Source organism: Gammaproteobacteria bacterium (assembly GCA_013696315.1).
In the GTDB taxonomy this organism is placed as follows: domain Bacteria; phylum Pseudomonadota; class Gammaproteobacteria; order JACCYU01; family JACCYU01; genus JACCYU01.
Genome location: JACCYU010000151.1, coordinates 1 through 19,200 on the forward strand (window position 1 = coordinate 1; position 19,200 = coordinate 19,200).

The following is a 19,200-nucleotide window of genomic DNA, read 5'->3' on the forward strand; positions in this document are numbered from 1 at the left end:
ACAACACACTGAAGGCGTTGCCCAGGCGACAGCGACGTTTAATCCAGCGGCAATGGAAGCATTCGCTGGCCGCTGTTGCGCTGCTGTTTGCGCTGGGCGCGCAACCCGCGCTGGCGGCGACCATCAACGTGGGCGGAACCTGCACGCTCATTAGGGCCATAGTTGCCGCCAACAATGACACCACAGCCACCGGCCATTGCGCCAAAGGCAGCGGCGCCGACACCATCGTGCTACCAAGGAACAGCACGCAATCGCTCACCGCCATCAACAACAACACCTACGACTTCGGCGCAACCGGCCTGCCCGTCATCCGCAGCGTCATTACCATTGCCGGCAACGGCAGCACCATCCGGCGGGCGAGTTCCGCGCCCGCGTTTCGCGTCTTTGCGGTCGATCAGGATAGAACATCCAGCTCGACCTGCGCGGACTGCGGCAATCTCACATTACGCGACACGGCCTTGTCCGGCGGCAAGGCCGCGCCGAGCGCCGGCTCTCCTCACAGCCGCTTCGGCGGCGCGGTGCTGAATCTCGGCGGCGTCGTTACCCTGATCAACAGCGTCGTGTCGGGAAACGCCGCGGAAACGGGCGGCGGGTTAATGAATGACGAGGGCATCCGGTATGAAGGCGCATTTCTTCGGCTGATCGATAGCACGGTATCCGGCAACCGCGCATCCAAACGCGGCGGCGGCATCGGCAACTTCGAATACAGTAGCGTCCGGATGAACAACAGCACCGTATCCGGCAACAGCGCCGGCACCGATGGCGGCGGCATATTCAATGGCTATGCCAGCGGCGTGACGGTCAACAACAGCACCATCTCGGGCAACAGCGCCCGCGATGGCGGTGGCGTATACACCTACGGACGCGGCATAGTCTCGCTTATACATAGCACCATCCATGGCAACTCCGCGAGCGTGATGGGCGGCGGCATCCACAATGCTTATCAAGGCGGTGTCACGCTTGCACATGTCTTGCTCTCCGGCAACCGAGCCCCAGCTGGAGCCGAATTACACGAAGAACTCGACGACCGATTTGGCACGGTCACGGCTGCCGACTTCAATCTTTTCGGCCACAGCGGACTCACAAACTCGCAGGCGTTTAGTGGCTTTACTCCCGGTGTAACCGACATCACCGCCACCTCGGATGGCGACACACCTACCGCGCTGGGCGCAATCCTCAACCGAAGTCTTGCCAGCAACGGCGGCAGAACGCGAACACATGCACTGGTGGCTGGCAGCCCTGCGGTGGATGCTGTGAACGACGGCACCTGTCCGCCGCCCGCCAGAGACCAGCGCGGGGTTCGAAGGCCGCAGGATGGCAACGGCGACGGCGGTCCGGCCTGCGACATCGGCTCGTTCGAGCGACGGTAATTTGAACGGCGCGGACTGACCGAGATGAGTCCGCGCAGGTCGGGGGTCAGCGTGCGGACCTCCAGCGTTACCGGATTGAGGAAAGGAATCTGCTGGATAGTACCAACGGTCGAGAATTGACGGTGGCCCGTACTTCTTCACCGTCAATCATGCGGCTCGATGTTGGCGGATCGGATAGTAGCGTGGTCGGGGATTTCGATCCCCGACCACAGATTACGAAATACCTCTAATCAGCCAGCGGCCCGGGTTCTCGATATTTTCCTTGAGCGCGCTCAAGAATTGCGCGGCTTCGACGCCGTTGATCACGCGATGGTCCGCGGTGAGTGTCAGCGGCATGCCGGCGCTGCCCGTCGCCGCGACGGCGAGTACGGCCCCCAGACCGGGTGTCGGGATCGCGTCGAACTGCGCGACGCCGTACATGCCCAGATTCGAAATCTGGAACGTGGCGTTGCTGTATTCTTGCCTACGCAGTCGCCGCTGGCGTGCCCGCTCGACAACGTCTTTCCATTCGGCGTGCAGATTGACCAGCTCGCGCGCGTGACAGCCGCGCAGCACCGGCGTCACCAGGCCGCCGGTTTCGGTCGCGACCGCCATGCCGATATCCACGTGATCGCGTTCGACGATGCGATCAACCGGCTGGTAACACCAGTTGATCGTGGGATGAGTCGCGATTGTGACCGCGCAGGCTTTCGCGATCGCCACCGTTACCGAAATACCAAGCCGCTTTGCCTCACTAATCATTACCTCCGGCCGTATCCGCACGGTAGCGTTGAACGTGGGCATGGTCAGCGCGGCGGTCATATTGTGGCTGACCGCGCGCTCCATGGCCGACATTGGCCGGCCCTCGCCCGCGACCTGCACCTCGGGCATCTCGAATGGAGAAGCAGGCGGCACGCGCTGCTCCTGCAGCACGTCGTTCCCGGCGACCGCGCTGCTTGGGCCAGTACCGATAACGGCGTTGAGATTCACGCCTGATTGCCCAGCGAGCTTGCGCGCGTAAGGCGTGGCGCGTTTGTTGTCGGGTCGCGGCGCGGGGGTGGCGTCTTCCCGCACCAGCGCCCCGCGATGACCCGCCGCAGGATGACTTACCGCTTCCTGATGGCGCGGCGCCTGTTGCGACGGGCGACCGCTTTGTGCGGGAAGTGATTCGGCGGCGACTGCCGCGGATTGTGTTGTCATAGCGCTGGTGGACGTTGCCTGTATCTCGTCCGCGGAAGCGACGATGTAGCCAATGGCCTCGCCTACTGGCACGACGCTGTCAACCGCCGCCAACGGCCCCGACAGATAGCCATCGCGGAACACCTCGACGTCCATGATGGCCTTGTCGGTTTCGATGGTGGCCACGATGTCGCCACGCGCGAGCCTGTCGCCGGCGCTCTTCTCCCAACTCACGACCACGCCTTCGGTCATGGTGTCCGAGAGCTGAGGCATTTTGATCATGTAAGCTTCTGCCATCATCGTCTCACTGTAGTCGCGATCTCCCGGTCGCGATGATGCAGCGACAACCGCTACACGTATCGCCAAACGCCCTTATAGAAGCGCATTAAATTCTTCGACCGTTAAACCAGCATCGCGCACGATACCGCCTGGCGTAAAGGCATTAACCGGGTTGTGGCGAGGAATAGTGAGAACGCGAGCGCCGTTCGACATGACGATATGCTTGCCTTGCCGGACGATCCTGAAACCGGCTTTCTCAAGCGCGCGAACCGCGTCGAGATGTTTAACACGCGGAATCTTTGGCAAAGTTAGAGAACTACCTCGACCTCGCGAATCGTCTCCCCGCGAAGTTGGTCCTGGATGGCCGCGAGATATTCGCGAATGGCCGTCCTTGACGTTTTCGATCGCCTCGTCTTCGGTCGCTCCCTTGGGACAGCAGCCCGGCAGGCCGGGTACCGAAACGGCAAAGCCCTCTTCGGATTCATGCAAAGCAATGCGTAGCGCATAGATCTCCCTTCAAAGCTTCATTTATGGCGGAACCGCGATACGTTCCGCCTACGAGTTCGAATCCCAGCCTGTATTGCGCTGGCTGAAGATGGACCAAGCGCGCAAGTGGATCTTCATTCTCAGCAATCTAGGAAGCTAACGCGATTAGCGGTTCCAGTTCCTTGTAAGGCAACGGCGGGGCGAAGTGATATCCCTGGCCCTGCTGGCATCCCAGCGCGCGCAACCGCATCATCTGCTCGTTCGTTTCAACACCTTCGGCGATGGTCTGCAATTGAAGCGCGTCCGCGAGACTGATGATCGCCTGTATGATAGCCATATCGTCGTCGTCATGCCCCAAGCCTGCAACAAACGACTTATCGATCTTCAGGATATCCACCGGGTAATGTTTTAGATAGCCGAGGTTGGAATATCCCGTGCCGAAACCGCCGACGGCCAGCTGCACACCGAGGTCCTTGAGCCCCCTTAGCGTGTTTGTACTGGCTTGCGGATCCGCCACGACGACGCGCTCATCGAACTCCAGCACCAGGCTCGAAGGGTCTATCTCCGTTTCCCGGATAACGTCAGCGATCTCCTGGATCAGGCCTGCCTTCTGGAACTGTTTGGCGGAGACATTGACATACACCTCCAGAGGCGTCGCGCGAGGATAGGCCACCTGCAAGCGGCGAACCAGTCGACAAGCCTGCCGCAGCACCCACCGATCAATGGGCAGGATCAGGCCTGTGTCCTCGGCCAGCGCGATGAACTCAGCGGGAGACAAGATCCCCCGCGTGGGGTGTTGCCAGCGGAGCAACGCCTCGATCGCGGTGACATTTCCTGTCGCGAACTCCACCTTTGGCATGTAATAGACCTCAAACTCGCCACGTTCGAGCGCCTGACGCAACTGGGCCTCCAGATCCAGGGTTTGAATCACGCGCGCGTTCATGCTCGTGTCGAACACTTCAAAACGGGCCCGGCCTCTTTCTTTCGCGCGGTACATGGCGATGTCCCCTTCACGCAGCAAATCGTGCGGTGTTTTGTGTGCTTGTGTGCTGAGGACGATGCCGATGCTGGCGGAAGTAAAGATCCGCTGCCCGTCACGCGCCAGGGAGGGCGCTTCCAGCGCCTTGCAGATGCGTTCGGCGACGTGCACCGGTTCGCGCACGTCCTGACAGTTTTCGAGCAGGATCGTAAACTCGTCGCCGCCAAGGCGGGCCAGCGTGTCTTCAGGGCGCAGGCACTCCCGGAGTCTGCGTCCTACCTCGACCAGAAGTTGATCGCCCGCCTCGTGCCCGAGGCTGTCATTCACGACCTTGAAGCGATCCAGGTCGAGAAACAGCAAGGCACAATGATTGTTCTCTTCTGTTCGTCGCGCGAGCGCGTGCTGTAAACGGTCCATGAACAAGGCTCGGTTGGGCAACCCGGTCAGGGAGTCATGGAACGCCAGGCGCGCCTGCGCCTCCAGGTCTCTTTGTGCGGTGATGTCGAGCAGAAACCCCTGCCACGTCTGGACTTTGCCGGCCTCATCGCGGACCACGACGCCTTCATTGCGTACCCAGACGACCCGCCCATCCCGCGCGATCAGGCGATACTCGACGCTGACAGGCTCCAGCGTAGCGTCGCCGCGCGCTTTCGCCGCCAGTACACGCTCACGATCATCGGCGTGGACGGTACTCAGCATGGCGTCGGGATCGGCAAGCCACTCTGCTGGCGTGTACCCCAGCAAGTCTTCGATCTGCGGACTGACGTACAGGAGCGTGCCGCGCTCGTCGAGGGCGGTGATATAGGTCACTACCGGGATATGCTCAATCAATGCGCGATAGATATTGTCCATTTGAGTACCACCTCCTGGTTACCTGAGCGCATTGCTCGTCATGCAGAGTAGACATGGCGCCTGGCGGATTGCTCAACGTATTGAAGTCGAATTTGGATAGTAAACGCCACACACTCGATTGTCTTGTTTCTGACCATGGTACGGCACGTAGCTGCACGATATCGATAAGTGAGAGCGATCCAGGATCGACGCGATACGTTAACCGTGCTGCACGCGCAATACCCTTATAGATCGCAGAATCGGGTAAGTGCGCTATGTAGCCCTGGGAATTCTGGCTTCATTTGTCTCTATCCTGGATGCTGGTCGCTGCGAAGCCTGTAGCGCGACGCAGTAACCGTGAGCCGCGTCCTACCGTTACACAGCAGCAGGGCACCGTCATCTGGGTAGATTTCCGGAATGCGCGTTGGTCAACTCACCCATTGCGTATCGCGCGCTAGCCGAATCTGACTACCCTCAATACGGCTTCAACTACGTCGTTCGCATCCGGAATCGCGGCCAGTTCGAGCTTGTGGTTATAAGGAACCGGCACATGCTTCGCGGACACGCGCACCGGCGGTGCGTCCAGCTCGAAGAAACATGTTTCGTTGATGATCGCCATCACCTCGGCGCCCACGCCGACGATCGCTTCGGCTTCTTCGACGATCAGCGCGCGGTGGGTTTTGCTGACCGAGCGCGCGATGCCCGTGCGATCCAGTGGCGATAGTGCGTACAGATCGATCACCTCCGCCTCTATGCCGTGCTGCTCGGACAATATCCTTGCCGCCGCGAGACACCAGTGCACGGATATGCTGTAACCGAACAAGGTGACATCGCGCCCCTGGCGCGCGATTTCGCTGCCTTCCAGCGGGTGGAAAAACTCGTCGTGCGGCACCTCGCTTTTCAGATTGTACATGCGCTCGTGTTCGTCGATGAAAACGGGATCGTCGCAGCGCACGGCGGATTTGAGTAGCCCGTACGCTTGCCGGGCATTGGAAAACGCGACTGTGCGCAAGCCCGCGATTCCCATGAACACCTTTTCCATGCGCGCGGAGTGCTGCGATCCGAGCTGATGCGCGGTGCCGCCCGGCGAGCGGATCACCACGGGCGCGGTGAGCTGGCCGCCGGACATGTAGCGCACCTTGGCGGCGCTATTGGCGATCTGATCCAGCGCCAGCCACGCAAAGTTGACGGACATGATTTCGATGATCGGCCGCACACGGAGGAACGAGGCGCCTATGCCCAGGCCTGTAAAGCTGTTCTCCGAGATCGGCGTGTCGATCACGCGCTCCGGGCCGTATTTTTCCCACAGCCCTTGCGTGGCCTTGTACGTGCCGCCGGCGGAGCCGATGTCCTCGCCCATGCAGATCACATAAGGATCACGCGCCATTTCCTCATCGTGCGCGCGGCGTATCGCCTCCCAGATCATCATCTGCGCCACGTTTAAGGCCCTCCCCGCACCCAGGGATCATTCTCGGCGAGCACGTAACGCTCCAGTTCGGCCACATCTGGCTCGGGCGAGTTTTCCGCGAAAGTAATGATTTCGGTTTCCAGCCGCTCCAGGATCTCGTCGTCCAGCGCCTTGTAATCCTCGAGGCTCATCTCGCCTGCTTCGATCAGGCGATCGCGCATCAGGATCACCGGATCGCGGCTGCTCCAGCGACGCTCCTCCTCTTTCTGACGATAGACGTTCGAGTCGGACATCGAGTGACCGCGATAGCGGTAAGTCAACAACTCCAGAAAATAAGGCGCGCGCTGTTCGCGAACGTGATCCACCGCGGTTTTCGCCGCCTCGAACACCACGTCGATATCCTGCCCGTCGGCTTGCGCGGCGGGAAAGTTGTATCCGCACACCCGCCTGTATTGCTCGATCACCGCCGTGGAGCGATCGATGCGCGTGCCGATGCCGTACAGATTGTTTTCGCACACGTACAGCACGGGCAGTTTCCATAAGCCGACCATATTGAGCGTTTCGTGGAAAGTGCCCTGGTTGTTGGCAGCGTCGCCTAAGAAACACACGACGATTTCTTCCGCGCCCTTGAGTTGCAACGCCTTGGCCATGCCCGCGGCCAACGGGAACGGCCCGCCGACAAGCGCGTAGCCGCCCATGAAGCGGTGCCGCACGTCGAAGATGTGCATGGAGCCGCCGCGACCGCGGCTGCACCCGGTTTCCTTGCCAAAGAGTTCCGCCATGATCGCTTTGGGATCGACGCCGCACTTGAGCGCGTGCACGTGATCCCGATAGCTGGTGATGACGTAATCGAAGCCGGGTCGTGCGGCCTCCATCACGCCATGCACGCAGGCCTCCTGCCCAGGATACAGATGCAGAAATCCGCCGATCTTGCGCTCGACGTAGGCTTCGTAGCAGCGCTCCTCGAAGCGACGCGCGAACAGCATCTCGCGCAGAAGGCGCCGCCGGGCTTCGACGGTCAGCGCCATGACATGTTTCGATTGGCAGGCATGATGATCTCGGCCGTTGTTGGAATCTTATCGCCTGGCGCCGTCGCGGCGTTGCGCTGATTGCTCCCGTTCAAGCGCGACGTAACGCGGCCCCCAACCTGTCGCGCTCAAAACTCAATAATGGTGTTTTCCCGCGATCCGGTCAAACCGGCTGCCAAGCGCAAGCGCCGACCTTACGCCGGTATAATGACCGTGATTCAACTTTCCCAGTACGCCCTTCCATGCCCATCAAACTGACCATCATCCGGCCCGACGACTGGCACCTGCACCTGCGTGACGGCGACGCGCTTGGCTCGGTAGTGCCGCACACGGCGAAACGTTTCGCGCGCGCCATCATCATGCCAAATCTCAAGCCGCCGATCACGACGGTCGCGATGGCGCAGGATTACCGGGCTAGAATCCTGGCCGCCCGGCCGGAGGGCGCCGCGTTCGAGCCGCTGATGACGCTTTATCTCACCGGCGACACCACCGCCGACGAACTCGCTCGCGCGGCCACAAGCGGTATCGTGCATGGCGTGAAATTCTACCCGGCCGGCGCCACCACGCACTCGGAAGCCGGCGTGCGAAACATCGAGCACGTTTACCCGGCGCTCGAAGCCATGCAGAACCACGGTCTGGTGCTGCAGGTGCATGGCGAGGTGGTCGATCCGGATATCGATGTGTTCGATCGCGAGCGGATCTTCATCGAGCGCGTGCTGGCTCCGCTGCACGCGCGCTATCCTGATCTTAAAATCGTGCTCGAACACATCACAACCGCGGAGGCGGTGAGATTTGTCGTCTCGGCCGGTGCGACCGTGGCCGCCACCATCACTCCGCAACATATACTCTACAACCGCAATGCGCTGTTCGCCGGTGGCTTGCGACCGCATCATTACTGTGTGCCCCTACTGAAACGCGAAACCCATCGCCGCGCGATCGTCGCGGCCGCGGCCGGTGGCAATCCGAAGTTTTTTCTCGGCACCGACAGCGCGCCGCACGCAAAAGGTGCCAAGGAATCGCCGTGCGGTTGCGCGGGCATCTACAGCGCGCACGCCGCCATCGAACTCTACGCCGAAGCCTTCGAGTCCGTAGATGCGCTCCCTAAACTCGAAAACTTCGCCAGCCGCTTCGGCGCCACGTTCTACGGACTGCCGGTCAACACAAACACCATCACGTTGGAGCAGCGCGCCTGGCATGTGCCCGCAGCTTACCCCTTTGGCGGTGAAACGCTGGTGCCGTTGCGCGCCGGCGAAAGCGTGCAATGGCGGCTGGCGGAAACGTAACATGACCAGTTAACCCGGGCGCCGCGTCGCATTAGCCGCACCGTTCCGGTAAGCTGTAAGCATGATTCAAGACATTGAATGTGTGCCGCTGGGAAAGCGATTCCGCGGGTTCATGCCGGTGGTAATCGACCTCGAGACCGGCGGTTTTAACGCGCGCACGGACGCCTTGCTTGAGTTTGCCGCGGTGCTGCTTCGCTGCGATCACAAGGGCATGCTGCATTGCAATCGAACGGTGTCCGCGCACGTGCAGCCATTCGAAGGCGCCAACCTGGAAGCGGCGTCGCTGGAAGTCAACGGTATCGATCCATGGCATCCACTGCGCATCGCCGTGCCGGAGGAAATTGCCTTGCGCCAGGTCTTTAAGGAGGTGCGTCAGTCGGTACGGGACAACAATTGCCAGCGCGCGATTCTGGTGGGCCACAACGCCCATTTCGATCTTGGTTTTTTAAATGCCGCGATCGCGCGAACCGGCCTCAAGAACAGTCCTTTCCATCCGTTCAGCAGCCTGGATACGGTAACGTTAGGCGCGGTTGCCTACGGCCAGACCGTACTCGCGCGCATCGCGCAGGCGGCCGGCATGCCGTGGAACAAGAGCGAAGCACACTCCGCGATCTACGACGCCGAGAAGACCGCCGAATTATTCTGCAAAATCGTCAATCGATGGCGGCAAATGGAAGCGCTGGCGGAGGCAAAAGCAGCGGGATATGCGAACACGACCGCGTCGTGCGACGACTGGCTCGCCGCCCCGCGCGACGGATGATCGCTTGCGGCGCGCTGGCTTGCCGCCCGCCAGAACCCCGGGATCATAAAATCGAAGGCCCCGAAACGGGGCCTTCGATTATCGACTTCAATGTGTTAAGGCCGCCGCCAATACAGGCGTCGCCCTGACAGAATCTAGGCGTCGCTGGCGGCCCCGCGGCTCGCGGCCGCCTCGGTAACCATCTTCTGCAGGTCGCCTTTCTCGAACAGTTCCAAGGTAATGTCGCAGCCGCCCACCAGTTCACCGCCGATATAAATCTGCGGAAAAGTCGGCCAGTTGGCGTAGCGTGGCAGGTTCTGCATGATCTCGGGATCGGCCAGCACGTTGACGTAGGCGAACTCGGTTCCGCAGCCCTTCAGCGCCTCCGCGGCCCGGCTCGAAAAACCGCACTGAGGCAACTGCGGCGTCCCCTTCATGAAAATGACAACTGGATTGCCTTCCACCTGCCCTCTGATACGGTCTAATGCATCCATAGGTTTTCCTCATGGTAAATGTTACGAAGCCGCTTATTATAGCCGCTTTGACAAGTCCATTAAACGGCCGGCACGCATTCAGGCCGGTACATCGGCAATGCCTAAACCATATCCACGTTTCGTTGCAACCATAATTCCAGCAATGCCAGATGCCAGAGCTTGCTGCCCTTGAGCGGCGTGGTATGCGCTTCCGGCTCGCGCAGCAGGCGATCGACGTAAGCGCGCTGAAACAGCCCACGCTCGCGGCATGCGGCTGAATTGAGCGTGGCGACCATCAGTTGCAGAAAATCGCCGCGCACGTATTTGAGCGCCGGCACCGGAAAATAGCCTTTGGGCCGGTCGATCACGACGTCCGGCACCAGTCCGCGCGCCATCTGCTTGAGCGGAAACTTGCCGCCTTCGCGCAGCTTGAACGCCGGCGGCATCTGCATGGCCAGTTCCACCAGTTCGTGATCCAGAAACGGCACGCGCGCCTCCAGCCCCCATGCCATGGTCATGTTGTCCACCCGCTTTACCGGATCATCGACGATCATGGTCGTGGCGTCCATATGTAGAACCTTGTCGAGAAACTCGTCGGCGGGCGCCTCTTCCAGCAAGTGCTCGATCAGCGCGGAGGTGTGGTCTTCACTTACGTATTCAGGCGCGACCGTCCGCGCGAATTCGGCGTGAGAACGATCGAAATAATGCGCGCGGAAACGGCTGAGATCGTCGCCCGTCGACGCGTCCATTCGCGGATACCAGAAGTAGCCGCCGAACACCTCATCCGCGCCCTGGCCTGTCTGTATCACTTTCACGTCGCGGCGCACCTGCTCGGCGAGCAGATAGAACGCCACGGCGTCCTGGCCGACCATGGGTTCGGCCATGTTGTCCACCGACTCGGGCAGACGATCGAGCAGCTCGCGATTTGGCACGTAAAACTTGTGGTGGTCGGTCGCAAAGCGCTCGGCTACCGGATCGGAAAACTCGAACTCGCTGCCCTTCTCCTCGGGCTGATCTTCGAATCCCACTGTATACGTTTTTATGTCGCGCACGCCGGAGGTCGCCAGCGCCGCGACCAGCAGGCTGGAATCCAGCCCGCCCGACAGCAGCACGCCCACCGGTACGTCCGATGCCGCGATGCGCCGCCGCACCGCCGTGCAAAGCGCCGCGCACGTGAGTTCCAGCCATTCCTGTTCGCTGCGCCCTTGCGCGGGGCGTCTGGCCTCCAGGGTCCAGTAGCGTTTGAGCCGACTCTCGCCATCTCTGGCGATCGTCAGGGTGTGCGCTGGTTCGAGCTTGCGGATGCCCTTGAGCAAGGTGCGCGGCGCCGGCACCACCGCGTGCAGGCTCAGGTGATGGTGCAGGGCGACCGCGTCGATATTCTTGTCGATGCCGCCCGCCGCCAGCAACGCCTGCGTGCTAGAGGCGAATCGCAGATATTTGTCGTTGATGCTGTAGTAAAACGGCTTTATGCCAAAACGGTCGCGCGCCATAAACAAACTTTGCGCGCGCATATCCCAAAGCGCGAACGCGAACATGCCAAGGAATCGCGTGACGCAATTCGCGCCCCAGGCTCGGTACGCCTTGACGATGACCTCGGTATCGCCCGTCGACCTGAACGAAAATCCCAGCGCCTGTAACTCCGCGCGCAGCTCGCGATAGTTGTAAATGACGCCGTTGAACACCAGCGCGATGCCCAATTCCCCGTCCACCATCGGCTGGTGCGACTGCGTGGACAAATCGATGACGGACAACCGCCGATGCCCCAGCGCGAGCGGACCATCGGTGTAATGGCCCTCGTCGTCCGGACCACGCCGGCGCAACGCGGGCAGCATGGCCGTGAGCGCGGTCCTATCCGGCGCACTCCCGTCGAAACGCAATTCACCACAAATGCCGCACATGAGCCTAAGACGCGTGTTGTCGAATGTTGGAGAGAGGGGAAGCCGCGCGGGTAGCGGCTGGCGGGGGATGATAACGCAAGCTGCCGCCTCATGCCGGCTGAGTTGCCCGAGGCAACGAGTATGTCAGGACCCGGCGTTTACGGAAGAACGCGTACGCCGCCGGTGCACGATGCTGCTGATGACCCCGTGCCGCGGCCCGAACAGCGCCGCCAGGATGAGGAGCACGCCGGCCGCGACCGCGATCATACCGGCGGTGCTGGTGCTGCCGTAACCGAAAGCCGCCGGCAGCGCCAGCGCACCCGCATGGCCCAGCACCGCCGCGCTAGCGCCGATGACGAGACTCAAGCCGAGCATCACCGGCAGCCGGTCGGTCAGCAGGTAGGCCGCGGCCGGCGGCGCGATCAACAGCGCAACCACGAGAATGCTGCCGACCGCCTCAAACGATGCAACCGCGGTCACCGCGGTCAAAGTCATCAACAGATAATGCATGGCGCGCGCGTTGACGCCCATGGTGGTGGCCAGCGCCGGATCGAACGAGCTTATCTTGAGTTCCTTGTAAAAAAGCACAACGAAGACAAGATTCAGCAGAAGAATGGACGCCAGGGTCAGGGCCACCCTTGGCACGGCCTGACCTGCCAACGATACCGTATCCAGCGGCGTGAACTCGATGGCGCCATAAAGCACGCAATTGGCGTCCAGATGAACCTGATCGGCCGCCTGCGCGATAAACACCAGCCCCAATGCGAACAGGCCGGTGAAGACCACGCCCATGGAGGCGCCCTCATCGACTTTGCCGTAACCGCGCACCCATTCGGTGAACAACGCCGTGAGCACACCTGCCACCACCGCGCCTATGAACATAGGAGCACTGGTGAGCTTGCCGCTGACGATGAAGGCGACCGCCAGCCCCGGCAGCACCGCGTGACTGATGGCGTCGCCCATCATGCTCATCCGGCGCAGCACCAGAAAACAGCCCGGCAGCGCGCAGGCCATCGCGCACAGCATGCCCACCACGACGATCCAGCCGTCCAGATAAGCGTCCCAGCCCGCCAGCGCGTGCCACATCCGAAGCGGAAACTCAGGCACGGGTACGGCTCATCGGTGCGACAGTATCCGTGGACGGCGCCTGGATTTCGTGCGGGCTCGCCGGCACCGCGAGATGCTGGTCGTCGCGCTCCAGCAGCGACTCCAGTTCCGCGATCATCTCCGGCGACAGCACGTGTTCGATACGATCGGCGTCCCGGTCCACGTGACTGGGCGCCAAGTCCGCATAGGTAATCAGATACACCTCCCACAGCCGGTGATTGCGCACCACTCTCACGGCATGGATGCGGCCCAGAGCAGTCAATACCCAGCAGTCGGATTCCGCCGGGCGAACCAGCCCGGATCGCTCCGCTCGGCGCACAATACGCCTGAGACTGGACGGCGCCCAGGAGCGTCGCCGCAGTAGATCGTCGAACTCGATGTTGCACGCCAGAGGGGTTGCGCCGAAGCTGTCGCGCGTGGCGTAAAGCTCCTGCGCCTCATACATCGCGCGCAGCAGATGCTGGGTATCCATGCGACGGTTGAGACGGCGATGCCGCAACCAGTGCGGCGCGACCCCCCGTGCCGCCCCGCACAACATGCTTAGCGAGAACATGATCAGCGCGGCCAGCACAATCATCGCGCCGGAGGGCAGCCGCGGAAACAGTGCGCTGACCATCGCACCCACCGCCGCGCTGAACGCCCCGATCAACGCCGCGACGCAGATAATGGGCGCCAGGCGATCGCTCCAGAAGCGCGCCGCCGCCGCCGGCACGATCAACATCGCGATGATCAGAATGACACCCACCGCCTGCAGACCCACCACCACGATGGTCACCACCAGCCCCGCGAGCACCACGTCCAGCACGCCCACCGGCCACCCCTGCCCCTGCGCGAAGCCGGCATCGAAACAGAGCAGTCTGAATTCCTTGAACAATATCGCGCACGCGATCACTACCAATCCCGCGGCGCCGGCAATGAACCACGCGTCGATGGCGGTCATGGAGGCGGTGCTGCCGTAAATATAAGTCTCGAGCCCGGCGGCGGAGCTTGCGCCCATCTGCTGGATCACGCCCAAAAGCGCCACGCCTGCGCCGAAGAACACGCTTAAGGTTATGCCCAGGGCCGCGTCCTCCTTCAGGCGCGTGTAGCGGCGAATCATCAATATGGCGCCCGCGCCCAGCACGCCCGTGACGGCCGCGCCGGTCAGCAGCACGGGCAGGGATTTGCCGGCGACGCCGACCAGATTGGCGAGCACGAATGCAAGGCCCACCCCCGGCAGAGTGGCGTGACTCAGCGCATCGCCCAGCAGCGCCCGCTTGCGCAGCAGCATGAACGTGCCGATCACACCCGCCGCCAGTCCCAGCAAGGCCGCGGCCAGCACCACCAGCCGGGTGTTGTAGTCCTGCAAGGTCAGTACGCGCAGCGCCGTATCGAAAGCGGGCATGTGCTCAGTCGCTCCGCGTCAGCGCCTCTGCGGCATCGCTCAGCAAGGTAAGTTTGCCGCCATAGGTCTTGCGTAAATTATCCTCGTTGAAGACCTCCGCGGTCGGCCCATGCGCGACCACCCGCATGTTCATCAGGATCACGTAATCGAAGTATTCGCGCACCGTTTGCAGATTATGGTGCACGACAAGCGCCGTCTTGCCCGCCGTTCGCAGGTCGTGCAGGAGGCGCACGATCGCCTTTTCGGTGGCGGCGTCCACCGCGGCGAAGGGCTCGTCCATCAGGTACAGGTCCGCCTCCTGCGCAAGCGCGCGGGCGAGAAAGGTCCGCTGCTGCTGCCCACCCGAGAGCTGACTGATCTGGCGATCGGCCAGATCGGCGATGCCCACGCGGTCCAGCGCCGCGCGCGCGGCCTCGCGGTGTCGGCGCGTCACCGGCAGGCACCAGCCGATTTTGCCGTAGCGGCCCATGGTCACCACATCCAGGGCGCTGACCGGGAAGTCCCAGTCCACACTCTCGCGCTGAGGTACGTAGCCGACTCTTCGGCGGTTCCTGCGATACGGTGCGCCGAACACGCGCACGCGACCGGACACCACGGTGGGCACCAGATCCATGACCGCCTTGATGAGCGTCGTCTTGCCCGCCCCATTGGGCCCGATCACGCCCACCAGCCGGCCTTCGGGCACGTCCAGTTCCACTTCCCAGAGCACCGGCTTGCGGTAATAGGCGACCGTCAGATCATGGATACTCAGCGGCGCGGGCGAGGGGCGCTTTTCCGCCGCGTCAGGACGTGCGCCGCTCCTGCCGCTGACAGACCGGATCGCCTCGCGCAGGCTCGTGGCTACCTCGGGCTTATTCATTATGGGTTAATTTTCCTTGCATGCCGCGCGCCGGCGCCTGACCGCCCAGCGCCTGGGTTGCGGTGGTGAGATTGTGATCCAGCATGCCCACGTAGGTGCCCTCATAAGTCCCTTCGGCGCCCATGGCGTCGGAGAACAGCTCGCCGCCGATTTCGACCTCATGACCCCGAGCGCGCGCGCCTTCGATCAGCGCCTGGATGTTCTGCTGTGAGACGGTGGTTTCGACGAATACCGCCGCCGTTCTGGTCTTGACGATCAGGTCGATCAGATCGTTGACTCGCTTGAGGCCCGCCTCCGACTCGGTGGAAAGCCCCTGCACGCCCCGCACGTCCAGACCATAGGCCTTGCCGAAGTAATTGAACGCGTCGTGGGAGGTCACCATCAGCGGCTTGTGATCCCCCCGCGCGCCCGGGATAGTGGCGGTATGTCGCAGGCCGTACTGGTGCAGCTTATCGAGCTGTTGACGGTACCTTTGCGCGTTGCGCTCATAGTAATCGGTGCTATCCGGGTCGAACTCCGCCAGCGAGCGGGACACGACCTCTACGGCCTGTGACCAGGCGCTGACATCCATCCACACGTGCGGATCGAACTGCCCATGCGCCTCGATCAGGTAATTTCTGTCGATCAGATCCGTCACCGCATAAACCGGTTTGGTCCGGCCGACCGCGGTCAGCGTGTCGATCATGCGCCCCTCCAGCAGCAGACCGGTATAGAAGATAATGTCCGCATCCTTAAAGCTAACCACGTCATCGCGCGTGGGCGTGTAGAGATGCGGGTCCACACCCGGCCCGATAATCACGTTGACCTCCGCCCGGTTACCGGCGACCTGTTCCGCGATGTCCCCGACCATGCCGACCGTCGCGGTAATACGATACGGCCGGTCGCCAACAACCGTGTCAGAATTATCTGCGGCGTCGTCCGCGCACGCGCCCACGGCGGCGACAACGAGCATCTCCGCAGCGTAAGTTGTTGTTCTCATCAGGCGCAGCCGTTGAAACCGATTGTCGTTGCCGGCGCATGTTTTCATTGCCTTTTATACCAGTACGTTAGTTTTGAGACATAAGCATTCAGACGCGCACTGAAACGACTCACAAGCGGAACGAAGTGCCGGCGAACACGGTGAAATCATCGGCGTCATCGGATGGGCCGGCGGTGCCGCCGAAATCCACGATCCAGTTGTCGCTTAACGCATAAGTGAGGCCGGCGCTGCCGATAGCCTGATACCCCGCGCCGGTTTCGTGCGGCGCCACGCCGACATACTCGACGTAGCCGCCAAGATCACCGGCAATTTCGTGTCCGAGGGTGGCCGTGTGGATAAAGGCGACGCCATAGCCGTCCGCGTCCTCGTTGTACACGAAGTCCACCTCTGCCATGAGCCCGAGATCAAAGTCGTTGGCCAGCGGCACGGCCAGCGGAAAAATGACGCCGCCCTCGATGTGCTCGTTGGTCAAATCATCAGCGCCGGTCGGAAACTTGACGAAGGGCATGATCGCGAACGCGGTCGGGCTTAAACCCGGCGGCGCCACACCGTCGTTGCCCCACAGATTGATCTTCAGGCGCACTTGCGTATCATCCCCGAAGCCTTTGGCGATCCGATTATTGCCGTCCTGCTCCGTCTCCTGGCGCGTGTACAGCGTGAACACTAACTGAAGATCGACGTTGTTCAGCAGACCAGCCTTGATGTTGCTGGTCAGGACGCCCAGCGCCTCGGTGCGGGCGCCACCGTCATCGTCGTAGGCGTATTCGGCCAGACCCAGCTCAAACTGAAAGTGTCCGGCATCCACTGTGTAAGGGCTCTCGGTCGTATCCGGCCGGTCTGTGCTCATCTCCCGCATCAGGTTCACCGGCGTCGGGTTGAAAAGGGTAAATCGGCGCTTGTCCACCGCCGGTGCGGATACGCGTCGGGGGCATGATGCCGCACGCACCTGGTCGGACATCCGACTGGCGCCCATGGCGCTTGCGCCTACCACGACGTTCAGCGAAGCCACTGCAATCCAGACGCAACGTTTCATTAAGCTGATACGGATTGACTTGGTTACCAAATATATTATTTTGATTATTCAAATTGAAGAGTAGCAGGCCGTCCAAGACAATACTATCAATTTACCCGACATGCACGGTACGGACCGGCGCAAAGGCACGAATGACCAGCATTACAGTCGAGAATTATCTGAAACACATATACGAGGAGCAGCAACTGCTGGGCGCCGAGACGGATCTCGTATCGGTCGGACGGGTGGCGGCGGCGATGGGCGTCACCGCGGGCACCGCGACTGCGATGGTCAAGAGCCTGGCGAAGAGCCGACTGATCCGTCACGAGCCACGGCGCGGTGTGCGTCTGACGGACTCGGGCGCCAGGATCGCATTGCAAGTGGTGCGGCGACACCGGCTCATAGAGGCATTTCTGGTCAAGGCGCTGGGGCTGGACTGGTCGGAAGTGCACGCGGAGGCCGAGGAACTGGAGCACGCCATCTCGGACAAGGTACTTGAGCGGATCGACGCTTTCCTCGGTCATCCGGCGGCCGATCCGCACGGCGATCCGATCCCGCCACCTACCGGCAAGCTTCCACGCCAGAAAGCGATGCGCCTGACGGATTGCCGCACCGATGTTCCGTTGCGGATCACCCGTGTTTTGAATCAGGATCCGGATTTTCTGCGCTATGTGGCCAGTCACGGCCTGACGCCAGGCGAGTCCGTCACGGTCGCGTTCCGGGAGCCCGCCGCCGACGCGGTCACGGTACGCGCTCGTGATCGCGAACCGGTCACGCTCGGCACCGCCGCCGCCGCCGCCATTCTCGTGGAATCCGTGGGTGCGGAACCCGCGGATCTCGATAACAGTCACCGCGCCTAAAGTCGCTGATTTGAGTCGCTATGGGCGGCGACGAACCCTTGTTTGTTGACAAACTTTGGCGGGTTATGCGATCGCGATCAGGTAATAACCCATGCCCACCAGCGCGCTGCCCAATAAGGTTGGGATCATGCCGAGCTTGAAGCGCAGCAGCGCGATCATCGCACACGCGGCGATAATCAGCGGCACCGGCCGCAACGTGTCCCACACCGGAATCAGCAGGCGCATGCCGAACGCATGTTGCTCGTAGACCTTGCCGAACACCGTATGCAGCGCGAACCACACGGCCAGGTTAAGCACCACACCCACCACCGCGGCGGTGATGCCTGACAACGTGGTGCTTAACGCTTTGTTGCCACGCAAAGCCTCGATATAGGGCGCGCCGAGGAAGATGTACAGGAAACACGGTACGTAGGTCACCCAGGTCACCAGCACCGAGGCGAGCACGCCGGCCCAGAGCGGGTCCAACATGCCGGCGTCGCGGTACGCGCCCAGGAAACCCACGAACTGAACAACTTGTATGAGCGGGCCCGGCGTGGTTTCGGCCATGCCCAGTCCGGTCAGCATCTCGCCCGGTTGCAGCCAGCCATAAGTGTTGACCGCCTGCTGCGCGATGTAGGCCAGTACCGCGTACGCGCCGCCGAAGGTCACCACCGCCACCTTGCTGAAGAAGATTCCGAGCTGCGTGAAAATGTTGTCCATGCCCAGCGTCAGGGAGAGCACGATGAGCGGCGTGAACCACAAGGTCAGGCACAATGCCGTGATCCGAACCGCGCGCCTTATGCTCGGGTGCGTATGAATCTCGCCCTGGTAAACGACATCCGAATCCACGTTGCCACCGCTTGTGTCGCCATGCCCTCGGATGACATAGAAAGTATCCGGCCAGATGCGCCCGCCGATGTAACCCACGAGTCCGGCGCCGATGATGATGATCGGGAACGGAACCTGGAAGAAGAATATGCCGATGAACGCGACCGCGGCGAGTCCCACCATAACCACGTTCTTGAGCGCCCGCGAGCCGATCCTGATCACGGCCTGCACCACCACGGCGAGCACCGCGGGTGTCAGTCCGAAAAACAGCGCCTGCA

At 61.9% G+C, this 19,200-nt stretch carries 17 protein-coding genes and 1 pseudogene; 4 read left to right on the top strand and 14 right to left on the bottom strand.

The genetic code is table 11. The features are described 5' to 3' along the window. A partial coding sequence (locus tag H0V34_08940) for a hypothetical protein (protein ID MBA2491811.1) occupies positions 1-1,370 on the top strand: 1,370 nt, incomplete at its 5' end. Positions 1,371-1,583: 213 nt separating this feature from the next. On the opposite strand, the gene H0V34_08945 is transcribed toward H0V34_08940, so the two are convergent. The 6 genes and pseudogenes from H0V34_08945 to pdhA all read right to left on the bottom strand — a co-directional run bounded on the left by H0V34_08945 (position 1,584) and on the right by pdhA (position 7,539). Beyond that, positions 1,584-2,828 (bottom strand): 2-oxo acid dehydrogenase subunit E2, encoded by a 1,245-nt coding sequence (locus H0V34_08945; protein ID MBA2491812.1) that lies wholly within the window; start codon positions 2,826-2,828, stop codon positions 1,584-1,586. Positions 2,829-2,900: 72 nt separating this feature from the next. Continuing rightward, positions 2,901-3,113, bottom strand: coding sequence for a type II toxin-antitoxin system HicA family toxin (locus H0V34_08950; GenBank protein MBA2491813.1), 213 nt, complete (start codon positions 3,111-3,113; stop codon positions 2,901-2,903). Between the two features lie 2 nt (positions 3,114-3,115). Further along, a pseudogene (locus H0V34_08955) lies at positions 3,116-3,317 on the bottom strand (type II toxin-antitoxin system HicB family antitoxin). 124 nt (positions 3,318-3,441) lie between these two features. Next, positions 3,442-5,124 (bottom strand): EAL domain-containing protein, encoded by a 1,683-nt coding sequence (locus H0V34_08960; GenBank protein MBA2491814.1) that lies wholly within the window; start codon positions 5,122-5,124, stop codon positions 3,442-3,444. Positions 5,125-5,557: 433 nt separating this feature from the next. Beyond that, the gene (locus tag H0V34_08965) at positions 5,558-6,541 is read right to left on the bottom strand and encodes an alpha-ketoacid dehydrogenase subunit beta (GenBank protein MBA2491815.1); all 984 of its coding nucleotides are present in this window, start codon (positions 6,539-6,541) and stop codon (positions 5,558-5,560) included. Between the two features lie 2 nt (positions 6,542-6,543). After that, on the bottom strand, positions 6,544-7,539 hold the full coding sequence (gene pdhA / locus H0V34_08970) for a pyruvate dehydrogenase (acetyl-transferring) E1 component subunit alpha (protein MBA2491816.1): 996 nt from the start codon (positions 7,537-7,539) through the stop codon (positions 6,544-6,546). A 242-nt stretch (positions 7,540-7,781) separates the two neighbouring features. On the opposite strand from pdhA, the gene pyrC reads away from it, so the two are divergent. Further along, positions 7,782-8,822, top strand: coding sequence for a dihydroorotase (gene pyrC / locus H0V34_08975; GenBank protein ID MBA2491817.1), 1,041 nt, complete (start codon positions 7,782-7,784; stop codon positions 8,820-8,822). A gap of 61 nt (positions 8,823-8,883) precedes the next feature. Next, complete coding sequence (rnt, locus tag H0V34_08980) at positions 8,884-9,582, top strand: ribonuclease T (protein ID MBA2491818.1); 699 nt, start codon at positions 8,884-8,886, stop codon at positions 9,580-9,582. Positions 9,583-9,716: 134 nt separating this feature from the next. On the opposite strand, the gene grxD is transcribed toward rnt, so the two are convergent. From grxD to H0V34_09015, 7 genes are all read right to left on the bottom strand, one after another. Beyond that, on the bottom strand, positions 9,717-10,055 hold the full coding sequence (gene grxD / locus H0V34_08985) for a Grx4 family monothiol glutaredoxin (protein ID MBA2491819.1): 339 nt from the start codon (positions 10,053-10,055) through the stop codon (positions 9,717-9,719). 101 nt (positions 10,056-10,156) lie between these two features. Continuing rightward, positions 10,157-11,935, bottom strand: a complete 1,779-nt coding sequence (locus tag H0V34_08990) for an N-acetylglutaminylglutamine amidotransferase (GenBank protein MBA2491820.1) — start codon at positions 11,933-11,935, stop codon at positions 10,157-10,159. A gap of 123 nt (positions 11,936-12,058) precedes the next feature. Then, positions 12,059-13,000: a metal ABC transporter permease gene (locus tag H0V34_08995; protein ID MBA2491821.1), complete on the bottom strand. Its 942-nt coding sequence runs from the start codon at positions 12,998-13,000 to the stop codon at positions 12,059-12,061. Between the two features lie 13 nt (positions 13,001-13,013). Next, positions 13,014-14,405: a metal ABC transporter permease gene (locus H0V34_09000; GenBank protein MBA2491822.1), complete on the bottom strand. Its 1,392-nt coding sequence runs from the start codon at positions 14,403-14,405 to the stop codon at positions 13,014-13,016. A gap of 4 nt (positions 14,406-14,409) precedes the next feature. Continuing rightward, the gene (locus tag H0V34_09005; GenBank protein ID MBA2491823.1) at positions 14,410-15,264 is read right to left on the bottom strand and encodes a metal ABC transporter ATP-binding protein; all 855 of its coding nucleotides are present in this window, start codon (positions 15,262-15,264) and stop codon (positions 14,410-14,412) included. Then, entirely contained in the window at positions 15,257-16,216 is a 960-nt protein-coding gene (locus H0V34_09010) for a zinc ABC transporter substrate-binding protein (protein ID MBA2491824.1), read from the bottom strand. Before H0V34_09010 ends, H0V34_09005 begins: the two co-directional genes overlap by 8 nt. A gap of 136 nt (positions 16,217-16,352) precedes the next feature. Further along, positions 16,353-17,252: a transporter gene (locus H0V34_09015; GenBank protein ID MBA2491825.1), complete on the bottom strand. Its 900-nt coding sequence runs from the start codon at positions 17,250-17,252 to the stop codon at positions 16,353-16,355. A gap of 155 nt (positions 17,253-17,407) precedes the next feature. On the opposite strand from H0V34_09015, the gene H0V34_09020 reads away from it, so the two are divergent. Continuing rightward, a complete protein-coding gene (locus H0V34_09020; protein MBA2491826.1) occupies positions 17,408-18,115 on the top strand; it encodes a metal-dependent transcriptional regulator in 708 nt (235 codons plus the stop codon). Positions 18,116-18,178: 63 nt separating this feature from the next. On the opposite strand, the gene H0V34_09025 is transcribed toward H0V34_09020, so the two are convergent. Beyond that, a partial coding sequence (locus tag H0V34_09025) for a chromate transporter (GenBank protein ID MBA2491827.1) occupies positions 18,179-19,200 on the bottom strand: 1,022 nt, incomplete at its 5' end.

Bases quoted from the DNA above. Each gene is read 5' to 3' on its own strand.
- H0V34_08945 (MBA2491812.1), bottom strand. From the start codon at position 2,828: ATGATGGCAGAAGCTTACATGATCAAAATGCCTCAGCTCTCGGACACC.
- H0V34_08960 (MBA2491814.1), bottom strand. From the start codon at position 5,124: ATGGACAATATCTATCGCGCATTGATTGAGCATATCCCGGTAGTGACC.
- pdhA (MBA2491816.1), bottom strand. From the start codon at position 7,539: ATGGCGCTGACCGTCGAAGCCCGGCGGCGCCTTCTGCGCGAGATGCTG.
- pyrC (MBA2491817.1), top strand. From the start codon at position 7,782: ATGCCCATCAAACTGACCATCATCCGGCCCGACGACTGGCACCTGCAC.
- rnt (MBA2491818.1), top strand. From the start codon at position 8,884: ATGATTCAAGACATTGAATGTGTGCCGCTGGGAAAGCGATTCCGCGGG.
- grxD (MBA2491819.1), bottom strand. From the start codon at position 10,055: ATGGATGCATTAGACCGTATCAGAGGGCAGGTGGAAGGCAATCCAGTT.
- H0V34_08990 (MBA2491820.1), bottom strand. From the start codon at position 11,935: ATGTGCGGCATTTGTGGTGAATTGCGTTTCGACGGGAGTGCGCCGGAT.
- H0V34_08995 (MBA2491821.1), bottom strand. From the start codon at position 13,000: ATGTGGCACGCGCTGGCGGGCTGGGACGCTTATCTGGACGGCTGGATC.
- H0V34_09000 (MBA2491822.1), bottom strand. From the start codon at position 14,405: ATGCCCGCTTTCGATACGGCGCTGCGCGTACTGACCTTGCAGGACTAC.
- H0V34_09005 (MBA2491823.1), bottom strand. From the start codon at position 15,264: ATGAATAAGCCCGAGGTAGCCACGAGCCTGCGCGAGGCGATCCGGTCT.
- H0V34_09010 (MBA2491824.1), bottom strand. From the start codon at position 16,216: ATGCTCGTTGTCGCCGCCGTGGGCGCGTGCGCGGACGACGCCGCAGAT.
- H0V34_09020 (MBA2491826.1), top strand. From the start codon at position 17,408: ATGACCAGCATTACAGTCGAGAATTATCTGAAACACATATACGAGGAG.